This window comes from Floricoccus penangensis (assembly GCF_001832885.1).
Taxonomy (GTDB): Bacteria; Bacillota; Bacilli; order Lactobacillales; family Streptococcaceae; genus Floricoccus; species Floricoccus penangensis.
The window spans coordinates 73,688-95,391 of sequence record NZ_MKIQ01000031.1; the positions used below are offsets into that span (position 1 = coordinate 73,688).

General features: G+C 32.5%; 11 protein-coding genes. 2 read left to right on the plus strand and 9 right to left on the minus strand.

Annotated features, from left to right (window positions below; translation table 11 throughout):
• Nucleotides 1–24: 24 nt before the first annotated feature.
• The 6 genes from BG262_RS09870 to BG262_RS09895 form a co-directional block, all read right to left on the minus strand.
• The gene (locus BG262_RS09870; RefSeq protein WP_070788734.1) at nucleotides 25–681 is read right to left on the minus strand and encodes an ABC-2 transporter permease; all 657 of its coding nucleotides are present in this window, start codon (nucleotides 679–681) and stop codon (nucleotides 25–27) included.
• Nucleotides 678–1,541, minus strand: a complete 864-nt coding sequence (locus BG262_RS09875; RefSeq protein ID WP_070788735.1) for an ABC transporter ATP-binding protein — start codon at nucleotides 1,539–1,541, stop codon at nucleotides 678–680. Before BG262_RS09875 ends, BG262_RS09870 begins: the two co-directional genes overlap by 4 nt.
• Complete coding sequence (locus BG262_RS09880; RefSeq protein WP_070788736.1) at nucleotides 1,541–1,918, minus strand: GntR family transcriptional regulator; 378 nt, start codon at nucleotides 1,916–1,918, stop codon at nucleotides 1,541–1,543. The genes BG262_RS09875 and BG262_RS09880 overlap by 1 nt, the downstream gene beginning before the upstream one ends.
• Before the next feature lie 181 nt (nucleotides 1,919–2,099).
• Nucleotides 2,100–2,621, minus strand: a complete 522-nt coding sequence (locus BG262_RS09885; RefSeq protein WP_070788737.1) for a cysteine hydrolase family protein — start codon at nucleotides 2,619–2,621, stop codon at nucleotides 2,100–2,102.
• Between the two features lie 2 nt (nucleotides 2,622–2,623).
• The gene (locus BG262_RS09890; protein ID WP_070788738.1) at nucleotides 2,624–3,124 is read right to left on the minus strand and encodes a GNAT family N-acetyltransferase; all 501 of its coding nucleotides are present in this window, start codon (nucleotides 3,122–3,124) and stop codon (nucleotides 2,624–2,626) included.
• 31 nt (nucleotides 3,125–3,155) lie between these two features.
• On the minus strand, nucleotides 3,156–3,629 hold the full coding sequence (locus BG262_RS09895) for a DUF2798 domain-containing protein (RefSeq protein ID WP_070788739.1): 474 nt from the start codon (nucleotides 3,627–3,629) through the stop codon (nucleotides 3,156–3,158).
• 214 nt (nucleotides 3,630–3,843) lie between these two features.
• Between BG262_RS09895 and BG262_RS09900 the strand changes: the two genes are divergently transcribed.
• Nucleotides 3,844–4,476: an SDR family oxidoreductase gene (locus BG262_RS09900; protein WP_070788740.1), complete on the plus strand. Its 633-nt coding sequence runs from the start codon at nucleotides 3,844–3,846 to the stop codon at nucleotides 4,474–4,476.
• Between the two features lie 17 nt (nucleotides 4,477–4,493).
• Here the strand turns inward: BG262_RS09900 and BG262_RS09905 are convergent, their stop codons facing one another.
• Both BG262_RS09905 and cshA read right to left on the minus strand, forming a co-directional pair.
• Nucleotides 4,494–5,096, minus strand: coding sequence for an NUDIX hydrolase (locus BG262_RS09905; protein ID WP_070788741.1), 603 nt, complete (start codon nucleotides 5,094–5,096; stop codon nucleotides 4,494–4,496).
• 100 nt (nucleotides 5,097–5,196) lie between these two features.
• Nucleotides 5,197–6,771 (minus strand): degradosome RNA helicase CshA, encoded by a 1,575-nt coding sequence (cshA, locus tag BG262_RS09910; RefSeq protein ID WP_070788742.1) that lies wholly within the window; start codon nucleotides 6,769–6,771, stop codon nucleotides 5,197–5,199.
• Between the two features lie 499 nt (nucleotides 6,772–7,270).
• On the opposite strand from cshA, the gene BG262_RS09915 reads away from it, so the two are divergent.
• Nucleotides 7,271–8,020, plus strand: coding sequence for a TraX family protein (locus tag BG262_RS09915; protein WP_070788743.1), 750 nt, complete (start codon nucleotides 7,271–7,273; stop codon nucleotides 8,018–8,020).
• A 129-nt stretch (nucleotides 8,021–8,149) separates the two neighbouring features.
• Here BG262_RS09915 and BG262_RS10625 read toward each other — a convergent pair whose 3' ends face one another.
• Complete coding sequence (locus BG262_RS10625) at nucleotides 8,150–21,280, minus strand: Cna B-type domain-containing protein (RefSeq protein ID WP_070788744.1); 13,131 nt, start codon at nucleotides 21,278–21,280, stop codon at nucleotides 8,150–8,152.
• Nucleotides 21,281–21,704: the final 424 nt, after the last annotated feature.

Sequence of the window (21,704 nt, forward strand, 5' to 3'; positions counted from 1 at the left end):
AAACTTCTCCTTTTTTATTTAAAACTATTCAAAATCTTTTTTATTGTAGAAATATTGAGTTATGAAATAGCCTACAAGAGAAATTATTAATGAAACAATTACAGCAATAAACAAGATTTCTTTAATATTTGAGATTGTAAGTTTCTTAATTATATTTGGATTAAAAAATATAGCACTTAGAATCCAGTTACCGACAATTGTTCCACCAATCAAAATATATGTAATAACTGATTTGGTACCAAATAAAATATACACCGGATAATTTATTCCCATAGATAAGAATGAAAACATTATGATTATAAGTATGAAATAGATAATATATTCTGATTTAACCATTCCAGTAATTCTACTATTCAGTAAAACAGTGGTACTTGAGACGACTATACTAAAAATATAGGATAAAGAACCTAAAAGATATTTTCCATTCACAATATTATTTGTTATAAGTGGCATTGTAATTTGCATCTTAGGAAAACCACTGTTTGTATCACAACTCGATGTGGTGACAAGAATATTCGGAGAGAATATCATTGGTCCATAAAAGAAAATTATCATAGAAAATATAACAATATTATTTACAAAAACTCCTAGTATGATAAAAATAAAATATAATGAAGAAAATATTAAATTTTTCTTATTTCCAAAATACTCATATAAATCCTTTGCTATTACACCTTTCATACTAGCTTCTCACCTTTCACGGCATAAAGCATTAAATCTTCAAGACTTGCGTTTTCAATAACTAAATCCTTAAATACTTTTCGTATTTCATGCTTATTATTTATGAGTACCTTATAAGAATAATCGTCCTTGCGATAAGCCACTACATCTTCTGGCGACAAAGCTTGCAAAGTATTCAAACCACATGTCACTATTCCAAAGTTCTCCTGAATTTCATCATAATCTCTGATAAAGACAAGTTTTCCATGATTGATGAAAGCTACATAGTCCGCAATCTTATCTAAATCACTAGTTATATGACTAGACATAATAACAGTGTGTTCCTCGTCTTCACTATAGTCACGTAAAATATCCAAAATCTCATCTCTAAAAATCGGGTCCAATCCGCTAGTTGCCTCATCAAGAATCAATAACTTAGTATCATGACTCAGAGCAACGGCGAATTCAAACTTCATCTTCATTCCTCGGGAGAATTCCTTAAGTTTTTTATCCTTGGGTAAATTGAAATTCAGTAAATAGTTTTCAAATTTACCATTATCCCAGGTTTTATATACATATTTCATAAAGCCACTTACAAGTTTTGGCGTAAACTCTAAATCAAAGTGAGTTTGGTCGAAGATTACTGCTATTTCTTCTTTAATTTCCTTTTGATTTTGCTCAAAGTCTTTACCGAAATATTGGAGAGTGTCGTAGCTTGAATTAATAATCCCTAAAATAGCGTTGATGAATGTCGATTTCCCTGCTCCATTTTCTCCGACCAGTCCAAAGATACTTCCTTGTGGAATTGATAGGCTGATATCACCTAAGGTGAAATCCTTATATGACTTGCTTAAATTTTTAACAACAACTGCACTTTTCATTAATCTTCCTCCGAGTATAACAATTCCATAGTTTTGAGTAATTCAGCAAGGGAAATTCCATTTTCCTTTGCTAAGACCACTAGGTCCCCCATCATGTCCTCAATCCTTCTGCGATTTTCTTCAGCGATAAAATCCTTGTTACTATTTGATACAAACGTTCCCTTAGCTGGAATTGTTTCAATGAATCCATCAGCAAGCAATACTTCATATGCCTTCTGTGTAGTTATGACACTAACATGAAGGCTTTTTGCGAGTTTTCTCATCGACGGTAGGGCTTCACCAGATTTAAGCTCACCCTTCATTATCAACTCCTTTATTTGGGAAACAATCTGCTCATAGATTGGTTTATCAACTGAACTACTAATAATTATTTCCAAAAGAGTACTCCTTTTTTAACTGTACTTAAGTTACAAGCACAGTATATACAAATAAAATGTACAGGTCAAGTAAAAAATTAACAAAATAAAAAAAGATGTTAATTATACATCTTCTTTCAAATCTATTGTCATAATATAATCATCTATACTTAATAATTTCCATAAATTTCCCAATCTTAAATTATAAAAGTTTTAAAAATCTTCCATTCCATATATCTTCATAGAAATTTATGGTATTTTCTGCTGACATATAATCATTATCGTATGTTGTAGAAAGTCCTTTGACCATTTGTAAATTGTATCCAAGCCCATGAGCAAATTTTATTGTTGAATCAACACAATATTGAGTTTGAGCACCACAGATTTCAAGTGATTTAGCATTTATAGTTTGTAAAATCTCTTGGAGATTTGTCTTATAAAAGGAATTAGCATGTTTCTTTTGAACAAAATAATTTCCCTTTTTACTATTTAACTGGTCAACAATCTTCCAATCAGTTTGATCTTCTACAAGACTTTCATCATTATGTTGGATAAATATAATTGGAAGTCCTTGGCTATAATATAAGTCAAGTCTTTCATTAACCCCATCAATGACCTTATCAAAATTATAAATTTGGTAATCCTTACCATCCCACTCAAAGTCACAAACACCTTTTTGAAGGTCAATAACTAATAATGCGTCAGCTAGATTATTCTTTATCATACCTATATCTCCCTCTTATATCGGAGTGTTTTGGTTGCTTTTGCATCGAGCCAGTTGTCTTGCTCAGCCTGAAAAATAAATCCTCGTGCTTCGTAAAATGGTATTCCTTTTTGATTTTCTTTGACTACTGAAACCCATTGAGTAGTTACACCCCAATCTTTTTGCTGGTCGGTCACAGCCTCAAGTAACAAACTTCCGATTCCTTCATTTCTTCTAGTTGGGTCAAGATAGATAACAAAAAGTTCACCTGTTTCATCCCCCGTCATTCCACCACCTGCAGCTCCAACAACCTGGTCACCATCAAGAGCCACAAAGTAGCCACCCCAATCTTTAGATGAATTCTCAACTTCTTTCAAAACACGCTCGTCATTATAAAAGTCACTAATCACCTTTTCAATATATTCTTGCGTGTGCAGGTCCACATAAGTTGCCCGGTACCCATCACTACAAACGCTCACAATTCCTTCAACATGCTCAGGTCTTGCTCGAACCACTTCAATCATAAAATGCCCCTTTTCTTTTCATTTTACCACATTATTTTATATCTTGAATAGTTCCTACTGGGAAAATACCTCTGAAAATCTTCCTGACTATTGGTCCTGCGATAAAAATTTGCAAGGGAAGTGCCATTACAAAATTTCTAGGAATATTTATCAGCCAAGCTTTAAACAAATTATAATTCAATCCATTGTGCATAATAGCTCCAAATAAAGACATACAAATTACCATTCCGGTGACCATACAAGTTGAAATGATTAATATTTTTAAAATAAGTGGACTATCTTCCTTAATAAATTTAAAGGCAAGTCCTTTAGCATTTGGAGATACTAAATAAACGTCACAAATAAATCCTACAACCAAAGCAAGTGGTAAACTTACCCATGCTCCTATAAATGCTTGACTAGAGAACCCTATCTCTAAAACAATATTATAAACACTCATGATATAAACCATGAAGAAACACATTAAGCTCGTATAAATCAAGCTTTCTTTTTTATTAATCGGCATACAAAACCTCTTTCAATTTTTTTGACATTGATTATCATAGCAAATTAAAAAATTTCTCGTAAGCACTTTTTGTGTCTTTTCTTCTTTCACGAATTGCCTTCAAATAATAGTTACCTACTAATATATAAAAAATATTTCTCCAAGCACCTACAAGTAATCGCTTTCCACTTTCATGTTATAATAGGATAAACAATAAAATATAGGGGGACTTAAAATGAATATTTTAATCGTCGGCGCAAATGGTCAAATTGCAAGGGAAGCAATTGACCTATATCTTGAAAATACTGATTTCAATCTCACTCTTTTCCTTAGAAATTCTAGCAGACTAGCTAGTCTTGAATCAGACCGCGTGAAGGTTGTTGAAGGTGATGTAACTAATCTATCTAACCTTGTTGAAGCAACAAAAGGAATGGATGTGGTCTATCTTAATCTTGCGGGACCTGTTGAAGAAGGTACAAAAAACGCTATCGCAGCCATGAAAGAAAATGGAGTTGATAACGTAATCTTGATTACAACTTTAGGAATTTATGACGAAGTTCCAGGGGAATTTGGAGTTTGGAATAACGCAAATATTGGACCTTATTTTGGACCATATAGAGCAGCTGCCGATGCACTTGAGGCTTCTGGCTTAAGCTATACAGTTCTCCGCCCAGCTTGGCTAACTAACAAAGATGAAATTGACTATGAAACAACTGAGAAAAATGAACCTTTCAAAGGAACTGAAGTTTCAAGAAAAAGTGTTGCTGATTTAGTTGTAAAAGCATCACAAGATAGAGCAAAATACCATAACAAAAATCTTGGTGTTGATAAACCAGGAACAGATGGGCCAAAACCTTCTTGGTACTAAAAAATAAAAGGTAGTCTTTACAGATTACCTTTTTCTTTGTCTAAAATTTCTATGAATTGATTCAAATAACTTGGGGAATGTGGTAAGTAATTCAATTTGTTTAAAAATAAATTCGTGTCATTAAAATTCAAATCATAAATTTTTCCATCACTTGATTGAGAAAAAATATTTTTAAATTCATTAATTTTAACAAGAAAAGCACCTGCTACTTCTTCATCCTGTAAATTAATAGATAATAGAATATCCGAATTAATTTTTCCAATATATGTATGAGCAAATTCCCTATCATTAATATCTTCAGTTAATATATCATCTGGAATAATACCGATTTTTGAAATATTTAAATCTTTTATGTAAAGACCCAGTTCCTCATATACTTCTCTTTGGAAAGCAATCTCGATATCTTCATCATGACCAATATGACCCGCAGCTGATAAATCATAACAAGATGGAAAATTTTTCTTGTGGTCTGCTCTTTTTTGTATCAATAAATATTCTCCATCCACTATCAAATAAAGGTGGACAGTTTCATGCCACAAACCACGCTCATGAACGATATCTCTATCTAACACCTGTAAGAATTTCATATCATTGTCAAAGGACTTAATGTATTCTGGCATCTATTGCTCCCTCTAATTACACTCTCACTTTGTATAAAGTATATCATAAAATATATAAGGAAAGTATAAAAAAATCTCTCAAATGAGAGATTTTAATTTCTTATTTATCACCACGGTTACGCATCACGAAACCAGGTTTCTTTTCTGATGCTTTAGGATGTGATTTTTTCTTGTCGTTTGAGTAGTAGCCTTTTTTCTTATCGTTGTTACGATCGTTACGATCATTTTTACCTTTGTAACCACCGTTACGACGATTTCCACCGTTGCGATTTCCACCATTACGGTTTCCACCACCACGATTATTACGTGAACGGCCATTACCGCCACCTTTTCCACCACCGTTAAATGGAAGTGGTTTTTCAGCTGCGATTTCAACCTTAGGTTGGTTATCTGGATCTTTTACTTTTGCTTGTAAAAGTAAAGCGACAAGCTCTTCTGCTGAATATTTTTCAAGAAGTTTTTGAGCATCTTCATCAAATTTTCCAAGTTTACTTACTAATTTCTCGTCAGCAAGATCACGGTTAATTTCATCGAATGCTACAGATAGACTAGCTTTGTATGCTTCTTCTTTTGTAGGAGGACGCATTCCAGTCATTTCTTTCTTAGTTAGGTTCTCAATAGCTTTAAGGTAACCCATTTCGTTATTTGTAACGAAAGTAATTGATTGACCAGATTTACCTGCACGACCAGTACGACCAATACGGTGAACGTATGATTCTTGGTCTTGAGTAATATCATAGTTATAAACGTGAGTAACACCTGAAATATCAAGTCCACGCGCAGCAACGTCTGTCGCTACTAAAATATCAAGGTTATCATTTTTAAAGTCACGTAAAACACTTAGACGTTTTTGTTGTGCTAAGTCTCCGTGAATACCTTCTGCACGGTATCCTAGAAGCTTAAGTCCACGAGTAAGTTCATCAACACGACGTTTTGTACGTCCGAAGATGATTGCAAGCTCAGGACGTTCAACATCAAGAAGACGAGTAAGAACATCAAATTTTTCAAATTCTTTAGTACGAATGTAAAATTGTTCAATGTTATCTGCTGTCATTTCTTTGGCAGCTACTTTTACATGTTCAGGATTAGTCATGAACTTAACACCGATACGTTTAATAGCATCAGGCATTGTAGCTGAGAAAAGTAAAGTTTGACGTTCATTTGGAACGCTCTTGATGATATCTTCGATATCTTCCAAGAATCCCATGTTAAGCATTTCATCTGCTTCATCAAGAACAAGTACTTTAACTTGGTCAAGTTTAAGAGCACGACGACGGATTAAGTCTAAAAGACGACCTGGAGTACCAACAACAATATGAGTACCAGATTTAAGTCCTTTAATTTGTTTTTCGATGCTTGAACCACCATATACTGAGCGTACTTTAACGCCTTTATCACGTCCAAAACGGAATAATTCTTCTTGCGATTGTACTGCTAATTCACGTGTAGGTGCGATTACTAATGCTTGAATACCACCATTTACGTCAATTTTATCAAGAGTAGGAAGTCCAAAGGCTGCAGTTTTACCAGTACCTGTTTGAGCTTGTCCAATAACGTCGCGTCCTGCGATTGCTAAAGGAATAGTTCCTTCTTGAATAGGTGATGGTGTTTCAAAACCTGCTTTTGTAACTGCTGACAGAATGTCTTCTGACAGTCCTAATTCATTAAAATTCATTTATTCTCCAATTTTCTAAAATATGGAGGATTCGGTTAAAGTTATTCTTTCAAAATATCTATAGATGTTTCAAATAGAAGTCTGATAAGAAAGCAAACTTTCTCATACTGTCGATTATACAAAACTAGTAAACTATAATAATTTCATTGTTTATAAAACTATTACAATAATTTGCTAGTTTTAAATCACAGCTCATTTTTATTAGTCATATGCTAATTCTAAACGCCTATAAATTATGCCCCATTCAATTGATGGGACCCCTGTACCAAACACTCCATTATAAATAAGGTTAGTGCAACTTTCTTAGTTTAACATAAAAATCACCATTTAACAATCTTTATGACTTAAACAAATGAAAATGAAAATCATTTGAAGAAATAATTCTTGCAAATTTTCACAAATCTTACAATTCTGTAAGAAAAAAAGCTAAAATGGTCAGATTAGTCCACAAAAAAATTTGTATAATTAATATATAAATTTTATTTAGAAAGTACTTATTATGTTTAACAGAAATCAATTAAAAATCTTTTTTATGGCCCTAATGACCTTAGATCATATTGACCTCTTTGTCTCTGGTGAAACGGCGACATTCTTTCATGCAATAACCAGACCTGTAGCTGTTTTCTTCGCCTATATGTTGGTGGAAGGTTTTCACTATACTAGAAGCAAAAAAGGGTATCTAACTCGTCTCTACCTATGGGCTGGGATTATGTATCTTGGAAATTTCATCATTAATTTGATTGTGAAGGATCCAATGTATCAGGTTCATAATAATATATTTATGACTCTAGCTGTGGGAGCTACTCTTTTATATATTATAGAAATTATTAAAGCTAAAGCCGATAATACTGCCTTAAGAATTGGCTTGACTATATCTATTATTGTAATAACCTTCCTTGGCTCTTTCCTAACTGAGGGTGGATATGTTGTCCTACCATTCATCTTGGTTACTTACTTTACTTATGGTAAATATAAAGCGCGTGACTTAAGCTACATCGCTCTTTCTGCGGCGATTTTCTTACTATTTGATATGACACCAATACTTGATTCAAATAATGCGCGTGAATTTTGGCTTAACTTTGGCTACAACTCTGACTGGATGTTTGTATTTGTTATTCCTTTTCTTCATCTTTACAATGGGAAAAAGGGAAGTGACAAACCAATATTTAAATATCTCTTCTATATATACTATCCAGCTCACTTGTGGATTATTGCATTACTAGCGAACTATCTACAACTTAAAAAATAATAATTCTGTCTTCTAGTTATTACTAGGAGATTTTGTATATAAAAAACCTCAAGAATTTGAAACTTCTTGAGGTTTTATTTTATTATACTTCGATAAAATCAATTTTTTATTGATTAATGAAGTTAAGTTTTAATCTTCTTTCTTACTTCTGAATTTCACTAAGTAGCCTGCAAGAGCAGTCAGCATAATTCCGATTACAAGTAAGATGATATTTGTATTTTCACCAGTCTTAGGTAAGAATCCTTTTGGTTTCTTAGGTTTGCTTGGTTTATTTGGTTTGTTAGGCGTACCTGGTACATTTGGAGTGTTAGGTGTATAAGTATTTGTTATTACAGAGTGTACTTTACTTTCTTGAGATACTCGACTTGAATATCCTTTAGGTACATTCACTTCTTTAACAGTATACTTAATTTCCTTACCATCCAACTTAAGATCTAAGTCATTCCAATCATAAGTCCAGTTATTATCTGCAGACAATTCAATAGCCTTACCAACTTCTGAATCATTTGCATAAAGTTGAACTTTAATTGATTTAGAACGATGACCTGCTTTATCATTATCATCATTCCAATTCTTAGTTACTTTATAAGTTGTCTTTTCAGGACTATAAGTATTTATAAAGTCAAACTTATCTTGTTTAGAAACATACCCTTCAACTAGATCTTCTGTAAGTGTATAGATAACTTCTTTACCATCTTTAAACTTAGGAAGATTTGTGAAACTATATTTCCATTCATCATTATCAGTTACAGTTTTAGATGTGACTTTCTTACCGTCAGCATATAAGTTAACAGTAATTGATTCAGGACGTTTACCTTCTTTATTATCCTTATCATCCCATGTCTTAGTTCCAGATATTTCTGTTACTGCTGTGACATGTTTATTAGTAATAACAACATTATTTTTACCAAGTTCTTTTTGTTCAGATACATAACCATTAGGTAGATTAACTTCCTTGGCAGTATACTTGATTACCTCACCATTAGCTTTTTCATCAAGATCTTTCCAAGTGTATGTCCAAGAATTTTCTTCATTTAATGTTACTTCATTGAGAACCTTTTTATCATTCGCAAATAATTGAACTTTAATTGATTTAGGACGTAGGTTATCTTGGTTATTATTATCATACCATGCTTTAGAAACTGTGTAGTTTGTTTTGCCTGGTGTGTATGAGTTAGTTAAGTCATGTCCTTTACGAGTAGATGTATAATCTTTTACTGCATCTTCGCTCACTGTATAGACAATTTCATTACCCTTGTTGTATTTAGGTAAATTAGTAAATTCATATTTCCAGTTACTTTGAGAAGTTACTGTCTTAGACGAAACTTCTTTTCCATCTGCTAGAAGATGAACTTTAATTGAATCTGGACGTTTGCCGTCTTGATTATCTTTATCAGACCATGTCTTAGAACCTTTAACATCAGTTAATTCAACATCATGACTATTTGTTATCGTCACTTTATTATCCTTAACAACGAGGTTAGATTCATATCCTTTAGGTACATCTAGTTCTTTGACTTCGTATGAAATCTTTTGTCCATTTGCATTGACTGCTAGATCTGACCAATTATATGACCAATTGTTTGATTCATCAAGAACTACAACTGAACCAGATTTTTTTTCATTTGCATAAAGTTGAACATTAATGCCTGCTGGTCTAATACCATCTTGATTATCTTTATCGTTCCAAACTTTATTAACAGAAATTTTTGTTGTTTTAGGTTTATAAGAATTGATAATGTTTAAGCCATCAATCTTAGATTCATAACCATTTACTTTAACTTCTTCAACAGTATAAGTAATTTTCTTACCTGCTTTATATTCAGCTAAATCAATAAATTCATACTTCCATCCATCACTAGCCTTAACGACCTTAGAATCAACTTTCTTGCCATCTGCAAGAAGATTAACAATTATTGAATTCGGACGAGTATTATCTTGATTATCTCCATCGTCCCAAGTTTTCTTACCGTTTACTTTGATTAATGAAGTTTCATGGGTATTTGTAATATTATTACCATCTATAGTTGGTTCATATCCACTCACCTTGACTTCTTCAATAGTATAAACGATTTCTTTTCCTGACTTAAACTTAGGTAGTTGAGTGAAGTTATATTTCCATCCATCACTTTCCTTAATAACTTTAGAGTCAACTTTTTTACCGTTTGCTAATAAGTTAATAGTAATTGAATCTGGGCGAAGTCCATCTTGATTGTCAGCATCATTCCAAAGCTTAGCACCTGATAATTGAGTAAGCTCAGGAGTATGTGTATTTGTAACATTGAAGCCATCAACCTTAGTTTCATATCCTTCAACCTTATCTTCTTCAACTGTATATCTAATTACCTTACCATCTTTACGTTTAGGAAGATTAGCAAATTCATATTTCCAATCATCTTTTTCAGTAACTTCTTTTGAATCAACCTTAACATTATCAGCTAATAAATTAACAACAATTTTCTCAGGGCGAAGTCCATCTTGATTATCAGAGTCATTCCAAGTTTTAACACCATTTACTTTTGTTACTTCAGTAACGTGTTTATTAGTAATAGTGTAGTTATTATTACCAATTTCCTTGTATTCAACTTCATATCCAGTTGGTACACTTGCTTCTTTGACTGAATATTTAATTTCTTTACCTTGAACCTTAAGATCAAGATCTTTCCAAATATATGTCCAAGCATTATTTGCATTTAATTCAATAGGAGTACCCATCTCTTTGTCATCAGCAAAAAGTTGAACTTTAATTGATACAGGTCTAATTCCATCTTGGTTAATTCCATCATCCCAAAGTTTAGAAACAGTGAAGCTTGTCTTACCTGGTTTGTAAGTATTAGTAAAGTTATATCCATCTTTTTCAGTTGAATATTCCTTAACTGCATCCTCAGTCACTGTATAAACAAGTTCTTTACCTTCTTTATATTTAGGAAGGTTTATAAATTCATATTTCCAGTCATCTTTAGAAGTAACTTCTTTTGAGTCAACTACCTTATCATTAGCTAATAAGTGAATTGTAATTGAATCAGGTCTAATTCCATCTTGATTGTCTTTATCAGACCATGTCTTAGAACCTTTTATTTCTGTAACTTCTGGTTTATGAGTATTTGTAATATTGTTGTTTTTATCAACAGTATAATCATATCCTGTTACCTTATCTTCACTTACTGTCCATTTAATTTCTTTTCCATCTTCAAATTTATCAAGATTTGTAAAGTTATATTTCCAGTCAGTTTTGCTACTAACAGTTTGTGTTGCGTATTTCTTACCATTTTTATTAAGTACAATGGTAATTGAATCAGGTCTTAAACCATCTTGATTATCAGCATCGTTCCATGTCTTTTGACCCTCTAATTCAGTGATTTCAGGTGTGTGTGTATTAATAACTGTTATGTTATTTTGTCCATCATCTGAAATATGTTGAGTATAACCTTTTGGAACATCCACTTCTTTAACAACATACTTGATATCTTTTCCTTGAGCTTTAAGATCAAGTTCACTCCAAGTATATGTCCAAGAATTTTTCTCATTTAACGTTACTTCATCACGAACTTTTTTATCATCTGCGTAAAGTTGAACTTTTATTGATTTAGGTTGCAGACCATCTTGATCATTCTCATCATCCCAAGTCTTATGAACAGTAATGCTTGTTTGACCTGGTGTGTAACTATTTGTAATATTTGGACCATCAATTTTAGCACTATAATCAGTGATATTATTTTCAGCTACAGTATATTTTATTTCTTTTCCATCTTCATATTTAGGAAGATCATTAAACTCATATTTCCAACCATTTTCAGCTGAAGCTTTTTGTGACTTGTCAGTCTTATGACCATTTGCGAATAGGAAAATTTCAATTGAATTTGGTCGTTTGCCATCTTGATTATCTTTATCATTCCATGTCTTCTGACCAACTACTTTTGTTTGTTCAGAATCATGTGTATTTGTAATAAAGTAATGACCACTACCTGTCGTTGAGATTTGAACTTGATATCCTTTTGGAACATCTACTTCTTCCACAACATATTCAATATCTTCACCATTAGCTTTTGCATCTAAACCAGACCATATATGTGACCATGAATTAGCTTTATCTAATTCGATTGCATCACCCTGTTTTTGTCCATTAGCATATAATTGAACTTTTATTGATTTAGGTTGAATTCCGTCTTGATTATTATTATCATTCCAAGCTTTAGAAACCGAAACATTAGTTTTTCCAGGAGTATAAGAATTTGTAATGTTATAACCATTGATTTCAGTCGAATACTCAGCAATATTATCTTCCACTACTGTGTAAGTTATTGCTTCTCCACCCTTGAATTTAGGTAAATTCTTGAAATTGTATTTCCATGATGAATCTTCAGTTGCAGTAGTCTCCGCAACTTTTTCTCCATTAGCTAGTAAATGGATTTTAATTTCTTTTGGACGTTTACCATCTTGGTTATTGGCATCATTCCAAGTCTTAATACCATCAACTTCTGTTAATTCAGTCTTATGAGTATTTGTAATAGTGAATTTACCATCAACTTCTGATACTTTATTTTCATAACCTGATGGAATTCCAATTTCCTTAACATCATATGTAATTTTTTGTCCATTGGCATTCACTGGTAAATTTTTCCATACATATGACCAGCCATTTGATAGACCAAGACTTATGCTTGAACCATACTCTTTTCCATCAGCATACAATTGAACCTGAATAGCTTTAGGACGAAGTCCATCTTGATCATCAGTATCATCCCAAACCTTGTTTGCTGAGATTTCTCTTGTTACTGGTGTATGAGTATTTGTTAAATCAAATTTATCTTGCTTAGTTTCATAATTATCAACCTTCACTTCTTCGATAGTGTAAATTATTTCCTTACCACCATCTTGGAATTTAGGAAGATTATTAAATTCATATTTCCACTCATTGTTCTTATCTGCAGAAACTGTTCTAGAGTCGACAACTTTACCGTCAGCTAACAAGTTAACAGTGATTGAAGAAGGACGAAGTCCATCTTGATTATCAGCATCAACCCAAGTTTTCGTACCACTAATATTTGTAAGTGCAGGATTATGAGTGTTAATTAAATTATTATTTGAATCTGTTGTAAAATCGTATCCATTAATCTTATCTTCAACTACAGTGTATTCAATAAGTTTTCCGTTACGATATTTATCTAGATTCTTGAAGCTGTATTTCCATCCATTTTCAGATGTGACTGTTTGACTAGCAACCTTCACACCATTTTCAAGTAAAACAGCAGTAATTGCTTCTGGACGAAGTCCATCTTGGTTATTGTTATCATTCCAAGATTTTTGTCCTTCTAGCTCAGTAACATCAGGAGTGTGTATATTCTTGATAGTCAAGTTTCCTTTTCCATCGTTAGAGATAGTATTTTCATAACCAGTAGGAGTACCAATCTCTTCTACTGTATATTCAATATCATTCCCCTTAGCCTTCTTATCAAGTTCGCTCCAAGTATATGTCCAATTATTATCTGAATTCAATTCAACAGGAGAACCTTGTTTTTCACCGTCAGCCTTTAATTGAACTTTGATAGATTTTGATTGAAGACCATCTTGATTATTATTGTCGTCCCACACCTTACGAACAGTTGCATTTGTTTTTTCAGGAGTATGACTGTTTGTTAAATTATTACCTTTAATATCTAGACTGTAATCCTTAATATTATCTTCTCCAATAGTATAAAGAATTTCTTCCTTATTGCTATATTTAGGTAAATCAGTAAATTTATATTTCCAGTTAGTTTCTTTAGTGACTATTTGACTATCAATCTTAGTACCGTTTGCATAAAGATTTACAGAGATTGAATCTGGACGACTTCCATCTTGATTATCTTTATCATCCCAAATTTTCTTACCTTCTAATTCAGTAAGTTCTGGTGTATGACTATTAGTGATAGTAAAGTTACCATGACCATCAGTAGTTGTATCTCCAATACTATAGTACTTAGATTTAGATGTTTCTACTACACTATATTCAATTGGTTTTCCTTTAGAATTTTTATCAAGTTCTTCCCAAGTGTAGTTCCAACCATTTTTAGCAGAAAGCTTAACTTCATCTCCAACTTGTTTACCATCAGCAGTTAATCTAACAGTTATCTCTTCAGGTCTTACTCCATCTTGATCATTTGCGTCATTCCAAACTTTGGAGATATGAACACTAGTTTTATCTGGATTGTAGCTATTTGTAATATTATAGCCATCTATCTTAGTAGTATACCCTTCAACACTATTTTCAGTCACTGTGTAAAGAATTTTCTTACCATCTTTGTATACTGGTAGATTTGTGAAGCTGTAATTCCATCTACCTTTTTCATCAGCTTTAAGAATCTTTTCTTGAACTTTATTGCCATCAGCAAGAAGATTTACTGAAATCTCTTCTGGACGAACACCATCTTGATTATCTTTATCATTCCAAGTCTTAGTTCCAGAAATTTCTGTTACTTCTACTTCATGTTTATTAGTAATAATAAAATTATTTGCAGATGACTCTTCAACACTTGATTCAACATAGTTTGGAACATTTCCTACTTCTTTAACAGAATATTTAATGTCACTACCTTGATTTTTAAGAGCAAGTTCATTCCAAGTATATGTCCATTTATTTCCTTCATTTAATTCAATTTGCGGTCCTTCTTTGAATTCACCAGCATATAATTGAACCATAATTGAATCTGGACGTTTACCATCTTGATTATTAGAATCATCCCACTTCTTAGTAACAGTAACACTAGTTTGACCTGGTTTGTATGAATTAATGATTTCACCGTCTTTATATTCAACAGTATAATCTTTAATTACATTGTCATCACTTCCGACTTCATTAAGAGTATAAATTATTTTATCACCTATATTTTTATTCTTAGGTAAGTTTGCAAATTTATATTCCCAATTATTATCTTTATTAACAGTTTGACTTTGAATAACTTGACCATCAGCTAAAAGATCAACTTTGATTGAATCAGGTCTGATTCCATCTTGATTATCTTTATCGTTCCATACTTTTTTACCTGAAATTTCAATTACTTCTGGAGTATAACTGTTAGTTACTTTGAAATTACCGGCTTCATCTTTTTCTACTTTTGAAGTATATTCTTTTGGAATGTCTTCTTCTTCAATAGTATATTCAATTTTCTTTCCGTTATCGTAAACAGGTTGGTTTGTCCAATCATATTTCCAATTGTTTTCTTCATTTAAAACAATTGGTTGACCAATACGTTTACCATCTGCTTTAAGTTGAACTTTAATTGAAGTTGAACGCTTATTATCTTGGTTATCTTTATCATCCCATACTTTTTCTACCTTAATGTCTTTTTCTTCAGGTTTATGAGTATTTGTGATATTGATTGTTCCTTCTTCAACATTTGTTTCATATTCTTTCACTGCTTTTTCTTTTACAGTATATTTGATTTCTTGTCCATCTTTATACTTGCGAAGTCCAGTAAATGAATATTTCCAATTATTATTTGAATCCGCAGTTACTTTTTGTTCTCCAACCTTAGTTTCACCATCATATAATTCTACAATGATTGAATCTGGACGGTAACCATCTTGGTTATCATTGTCATCCCAAGTCTTAGTTCCTGATATTTCAGTCTCTTCATACTTATTAGACATTGTCCCAGCTTCAACTGGTTGAGGAGTAACGTTAGATTTATCTGAAATTACAAACTCGTAAGTTTTATCAGATAATTGGTAGTCTTGAGGTGCTTTTGTTTCCACAAATTTATAAGTACCCGGAGCTAATCCTTCAACACGAACTTTACCATTCACGTCTGATACTAAATCAGTTTTAACATCTTTACCTTTTGAATCAACAACCTTAAATTCTGCACCTTGCAATCCTTTTGAATCTGCACCGGTTTTAATAAGTTCCGCAGAACCTTTGTAGTTGATTAAATCTTTAGCAACAGATTTTGCTGGCTTATCAATTGCATCAAGTGAGATTTCAAAATCTTGTGGGGAATCATTAAGCATGAATCCTTCAGGAGCTTTTGTTTCCACAAAACTATATTTACCAGGTGCAAGACCACTAGCATTAACTTTACCATCTACATCTGTTTTAAGATTCTCTTGGACAGTTAATCCATTTACATCAATTATCTTGAATTCGGCACCTTCAAGTGCTTCTCCATTTGCATCTGTTTTAGTTAATTCTGCACTACCACGATAATTAATAAATTTATCACTTGCTATTTTAACCTCTGGAACTCCATTTGCTTGATCAGCAATTGTAAATGGAATTGTTGTTTTATTGACAATAAATCCATTTGGAGCTTTTGTTTCTTTAAAGAAGTAATCTCCAGGGGCAAGTCCGTCATAATTAATACGACCGTTTTCATCTGTAACAAGGGGCTTATCATTTACTGCTCTCCCAGTAGCAACACTGATAATATCGAATTCAGCATTTTTAAGTGGTTGAGCATCTAAACTATCGTCATATTTAACTAATAATACTGAACCTTTATAGTTAATAAATCCAGTCTCTGGATTTACCTCAACAGTCTGTGGCTCACCAAGTGCTGAATCATTAATTTCAAATTCTACTGGTTGAGTATTGAGTAAATATCCATTAGCTGCTTTTGTTTCAATAAATTTATACTTACCAGGTCCCAATTGATCTACAAATACTTTACCATCTGCATCAGCAACTAATCCTGTTTTAAGTTCTTTATTGTTAGCATCAACAACCTTAAATTCTGCACCAGCTAATGTTTTACCAGATTTATCTCGTTTAACAATTTGAGCTGAACCCTTAAAGTTGATTGCGTGTGCAAAGTTCTTGATAACAGCATGAGCATCTATCGATGATTTATCAATAGTAAATAGATATAATCTATCATTTTTCACATATCCTTCAGGTGCTTTTGTTTCTTGGAATGCATAATCACCTGGAGCTAGATACTGAGCATAGATTTGTCCTTTTTCATTTGTAACTAAACCTGTTTGAACAGCATCACCGATTTTATTACCATCTGCATCAACTTTGAAGATAGAGAATTCAGCATTCTTAAGAGTGTTTCCTTCCACATCTTTTTTCTCAAGTAATGCAGCACCTTGATAGTTATAGTATGACATTGTAATATCAGGTATTTGGTTAGCATCATTCGAGTAAACTGTGAAATATTCAGGAACTAGATTCTTCACATATCCTTCTGGTGCTTCAATCTCAGTTAATCTGTAAAGACCAACTTCTAGACCACGAATATTCAAGTTTCCGTCTGCATCAGTTACTGACGGATCTATATCAACAACTTCCCATGTTGACTGAGATTCATCTTGTTCATTTCTAATATATTTTTCAACTTGGAACTTAGCACCAGGAAGCTTTTTGTATCCTTCTGGGTCACTAGTTTCTCCATATTTTTGAATAGTTACTTTTGTCTTAGTATTTTCTACTTGGACAGTTGCATTCTGTTTAGAAGTAGAAGCATCAATTTTAATCTTACGTCCAGTAACTAAGTCATTAGGTATAACATATCCTTTTGGATGATTGTCCTCAATAAGAGTATATTCACCAAATGGTAGTCCTCCAAATGTCAATGTACCATCTGCACCAACTTCTCCTTGGCGTAATACTTTTGTTCCTTTAGAATTTAAAAGTTTAAAGCTTGCTCCAGTAAGTGTTTTACTAGGATCATCTTTGTCAACTTTTTTAAGAGTGATTTTACCTTTTGTCCCTGATGCTCCACCACCAGAGGATGATACATTTGTAGAAACTTCTTTTGTAATAAGACCTTCAACTTTATCAGTTCCTGTCCCAGATACTGAAATAGAATTAGATGCTTTTGCCTGACCATTATCATCAACAGAAGTTACATAAGAACGATATTGTAATGAATATGCTTGATTGATAGTACCAGGCATTTTAATAGTCATGACCTGTTTACCAGTTGAATTATCGGTAGTTGTTTCTACATTATAGTCTTTGCCTTTTTCAAGTACGATTGATTTATCAGCCTCTAAAACATATGCAAAATTGTTACCTGTAGTTCTCTTATAAACATACTTGGCACCATAAATTACAATTGAATCTTCATCAATAATTTGATTAGGAGATGGTTCATCTTTAATTGTAAAGTCTGTAATAGTAGATTGAGCAGGATTTAGGAATGCATCCCAATATACGTATTGAGAATCATCTGGGTCATTTGGATTTCCTGCTCTACCATTTTTCGCAGCAAAACTTCCACCGTACTGAGGTGTAACGCTTGCCGGAGCATCTTGGTCTTTTTTGGCATTAGCTTCATTATGAATTGTTGCAATATTATCATATTTAGGTTGGACAACTTTATCATCTAAAGAAGTTTGGTATTCAATTACATAAACTTTTGTATCGTCTTCTTTTCCATCCGGAAATTCAACTTTAAATGTATTGTCATTTGAAAATTCTGGCTTAGTTATTCTGACTTGATCATTTATAACTTGGCTGTCTTTTTTACTAACTGCTCCATTAGCGCCAATTTGTCCTTCATAAACTTTTAAACTATCAGTAACATAAGACTGTTTACCTAAAATTTTATCAGATACAAAGGCATTTTTTAATTCACCACGACTTAAATTAGCATTAATAGTCCAAGTAATAAGCTTTGTCTCAGGATTGTAATACCCATATTTACCAATATCTTTTGAGTAATCAGTAAAAGGAATAAATTCAGATGACCCGTCGGACTTTTTAGGTAGTCCATCTTTGGTATCAAACCATGTTCCAGTAGCAGTATTAGTAAATTTACTACCAGCAACCATGTCTTTTGTATCAAAATCAGTTGTATAATCTATTGAGAATCTATGGTCTGTTGTTTCATATTTACCAATAAATTCAACTAAAAAACCAATTTCATTGTTTCCATCTTTTTCAATGGTTAACTTATAATCTTCATTTTCCTTTAATACATAATTATCCACATAGTCAGTAATTTTTAAATTATATTTACCATTAACTATCTGCATACTTAGCCCAGGAACTGGTTTATATCTATCACTAACTTTTAGGTTTTTCATTTCATACCTAGTATTGTTAACAGATATATTCCAAGGAATAGTTTTAGATTTATAATCTGGCGTACCTGTAGCTTTTATAATATTTACTTGTCTACCATAGATTGTTCCGCTATCAGTAGGTCCTGTTGCAGCATCAACTTTATTTTCTGCTTTGATATTTCCTTCAACAGTTCCTTTTGCCTTTGTAGAATATAGCAATTTATAGGCTTGCTTAATATCTTTAGTAAACTGAATAGTAAAGGTATTATTTGCCTTATCTTCTACAATTGTATAATCTGCAGGATTAGAAAGGGTATCACCGAATATTTCCTTACCATTTTTGTCAAAAGTTACTGCCTTAACAACCATTGATGCTGGATCAAAAGTCGTATTGCTACTATATGTATCAACAAGTTTCGCATCAGCACTCTTAATATCTTTTTCACCGTAGTTATAATTAACTACCCAATTAAAAGTTTGAGTGTATGGATCGTAACCTTGTTTACCACCGTCAGTAGTTGTTGATCTTTTCTTCTCAACACGCTTTTTATAATCAGCATTAACTGTTGCTGAAGTTTCAATTGGTCTAGGATTAATTTTATCGGTCAAAGTAGCCTTATTAGTAAAGCTTACTTGTCCACCAGCATCAGGTTTTGATGCATCATTTATCGTAGTCACATACTTAAGAACATATGAATCACGTGTTTGACCGGTTATAGTTACATTACCGTTTGAATCAACTGTATATGCAGAAGTTGGAAGCTCCTCTCCCTCCTCTTTAACTGATCCATCTTTATTCATTATAACCTTATAAGCTTTAACACTTTTATATGTTACACCAGATGGGAAAGTTTCAGTTATCGTAGGATTGTCTTTTAGTTTTTGTGCTTGGTTAAAAGTAACATCCCAATATATTTCTTTCGGGTTATTAATTTGATCTACTAAACCTGACTTAGAAATTTCTTTACTCGTATCAGGTCTTACATAAACATCAAAAGGTTTAAGTTTATCCTCTGCAGGGAATTCAACTTTTATTTCTCCAATTTCTTTAACTTCTGATTTGTTAAATTTAACATCAAAGAAGAAATCACCAGTTATCCCACTTTCATTTTCAACAGGATCTTTAAAAGTAAATCTTACTTTACCGTCAGTTCCCACAGTATAAGTTGCATATACTTCACCTGCTTTATTTTTCAGTTCACCATTCTGAGCAACTCTTGGTTTCAACTGATCCGGAATATGGAAATCAAAGTAGTCACCTGCTTTAATATTTTCTCTAATATCCTCAGGAATTGCCCACGCATACTGCATTCTCATTGTAGTATCAAGTGGCACACCATGAACAGTACCATCACCTAGGTCAACAGGCTCACCTTTTGAGTTAGTATATATAACTTTACCAGTTGTAATGATTGTACCATCACCATTAGGATAATATGATCTTATATCATTCCTAAGAGCAGCAGTTTCTACCGATCTTTTTACAATCTTCTTAGTGTCCTTTGCAGGTTCGCTAGAAGAACTCTCAACTTTACTTTCGCTCGTATTAGCTTGGCTTGATTGTTCAGTTGATTGCGCTGGTTCACTACTTGGTATAGTGCTCGCTACAGTACTGCTGCTGTTTGTTTCTTCACTTGTAGAAGAAATGCTAGCTGAAGTTGATTCACTTGTTGTAGTTGAGCTAGGTTCCTCAACTTTAACTGTTGTATCAATTTCTGGAAGATCAAATTCTTCCTCTACTGTTTGTACAGGAGCTCCAATTTCTGCGGTCGCAGGGTCTGATTCATCAGATGATTCCCCAGTAGCAGACTCTTTAGGTGCCTGTGTCTTTGCTTCACGGAATGTGTAAGAAAGCTTAGTTTTACCTTTTTCACGTGTAACATTTTCTTTAAGTTTGATATTGATTTTTGCTTTGTAGTTCGCATCTGCCTCTACTGGAAGTTTGAAAGTATTCTTTTTCTCATCAAAAGTAATCTCTTTCTTACCCTCTTTATCAGCTTCACTCCAGTTTATCGATTCGACCGGCAAATCTTGAGGATAACTAATATCAATATCCTGTTCTTCTCCAGTTCCCTTGACCTGAACATCCAGTTCAAGAATCGACTTATCTTCTTTGGAAACAGTTAAATTTTTAAGCTTAACTGGAACATTGTCCTCAGAAGATAGACTTTGGGCAACTGCTACAACCGGAGTAAAATAAGGCAGAATAGTTATTATAACCATAAAACCATAGATTATCCGGTTGAACAATTTTTGTTTTTTCGTCATCTTTATCCCTCTCTAAAAGATTTAAATTCAAGTTCAATTGTCAAATGAAAAAAAACGCAGTAAATATTTGACAAATAAGCATAATTTTCCCCTCATTATACTCGAAAATATTATATCACAATTATTCAATGATTTTTCAGAAAAACACAGAAAAACACACCTTTAGATATATATTTCACAAGTTTTCATAGTATTTTCATAAATAAATATTTCACATAATATTTCACCATTCTTATACTGTTGAATAACTATTCCATAAACAAAACAATTAAATTACACTTATGTATATTTCTTATATAGGAAAGTATATATATAGATATTATTCATAGTTAATATATAAGTTTTTGTCAAAATTCTGTTTAATAGTATTTTTGCATATTTAATGTATAAAATATGCATTTTACATAATTATATTTTTATATTT

Excerpts from the sequence above, each read along its gene's own strand:
- BG262_RS09870 (WP_070788734.1), bottom strand. The coding sequence starts at position 681 with ATGAAAGGTGTAATAGCAAAGGATTTATATGAGTATTTTGGAAATAAG.
- BG262_RS09875 (WP_070788735.1), bottom strand. The coding sequence starts at position 1,541 with ATGAAAAGTGCAGTTGTTGTTAAAAATTTAAGCAAGTCATATAAGGAT.
- BG262_RS09885 (WP_070788737.1), bottom strand. The coding sequence starts at position 2,621 with ATGATAAAGAATAATCTAGCTGACGCATTATTAGTTATTGACCTTCAA.
- BG262_RS09890 (WP_070788738.1), bottom strand. The coding sequence starts at position 3,124 with ATGATTGAAGTGGTTCGAGCAAGACCTGAGCATGTTGAAGGAATTGTG.
- BG262_RS09895 (WP_070788739.1), bottom strand. The coding sequence starts at position 3,629 with ATGCCGATTAATAAAAAAGAAAGCTTGATTTATACGAGCTTAATGTGT.
- BG262_RS09900 (WP_070788740.1), top strand. The coding sequence starts at position 3,844 with ATGAATATTTTAATCGTCGGCGCAAATGGTCAAATTGCAAGGGAAGCA.
- BG262_RS09905 (WP_070788741.1), bottom strand. The coding sequence starts at position 5,096 with ATGCCAGAATACATTAAGTCCTTTGACAATGATATGAAATTCTTACAG.
- cshA (WP_070788742.1), bottom strand. The coding sequence starts at position 6,771 with ATGAATTTTAATGAATTAGGACTGTCAGAAGACATTCTGTCAGCAGTT.
- BG262_RS09915 (WP_070788743.1), top strand. The coding sequence starts at position 7,271 with ATGTTTAACAGAAATCAATTAAAAATCTTTTTTATGGCCCTAATGACC.
- BG262_RS10625 (WP_070788744.1), bottom strand. The coding sequence starts at position 21,280 with ATGACGAAAAAACAAAAATTGTTCAACCGGATAATCTATGGTTTTATG.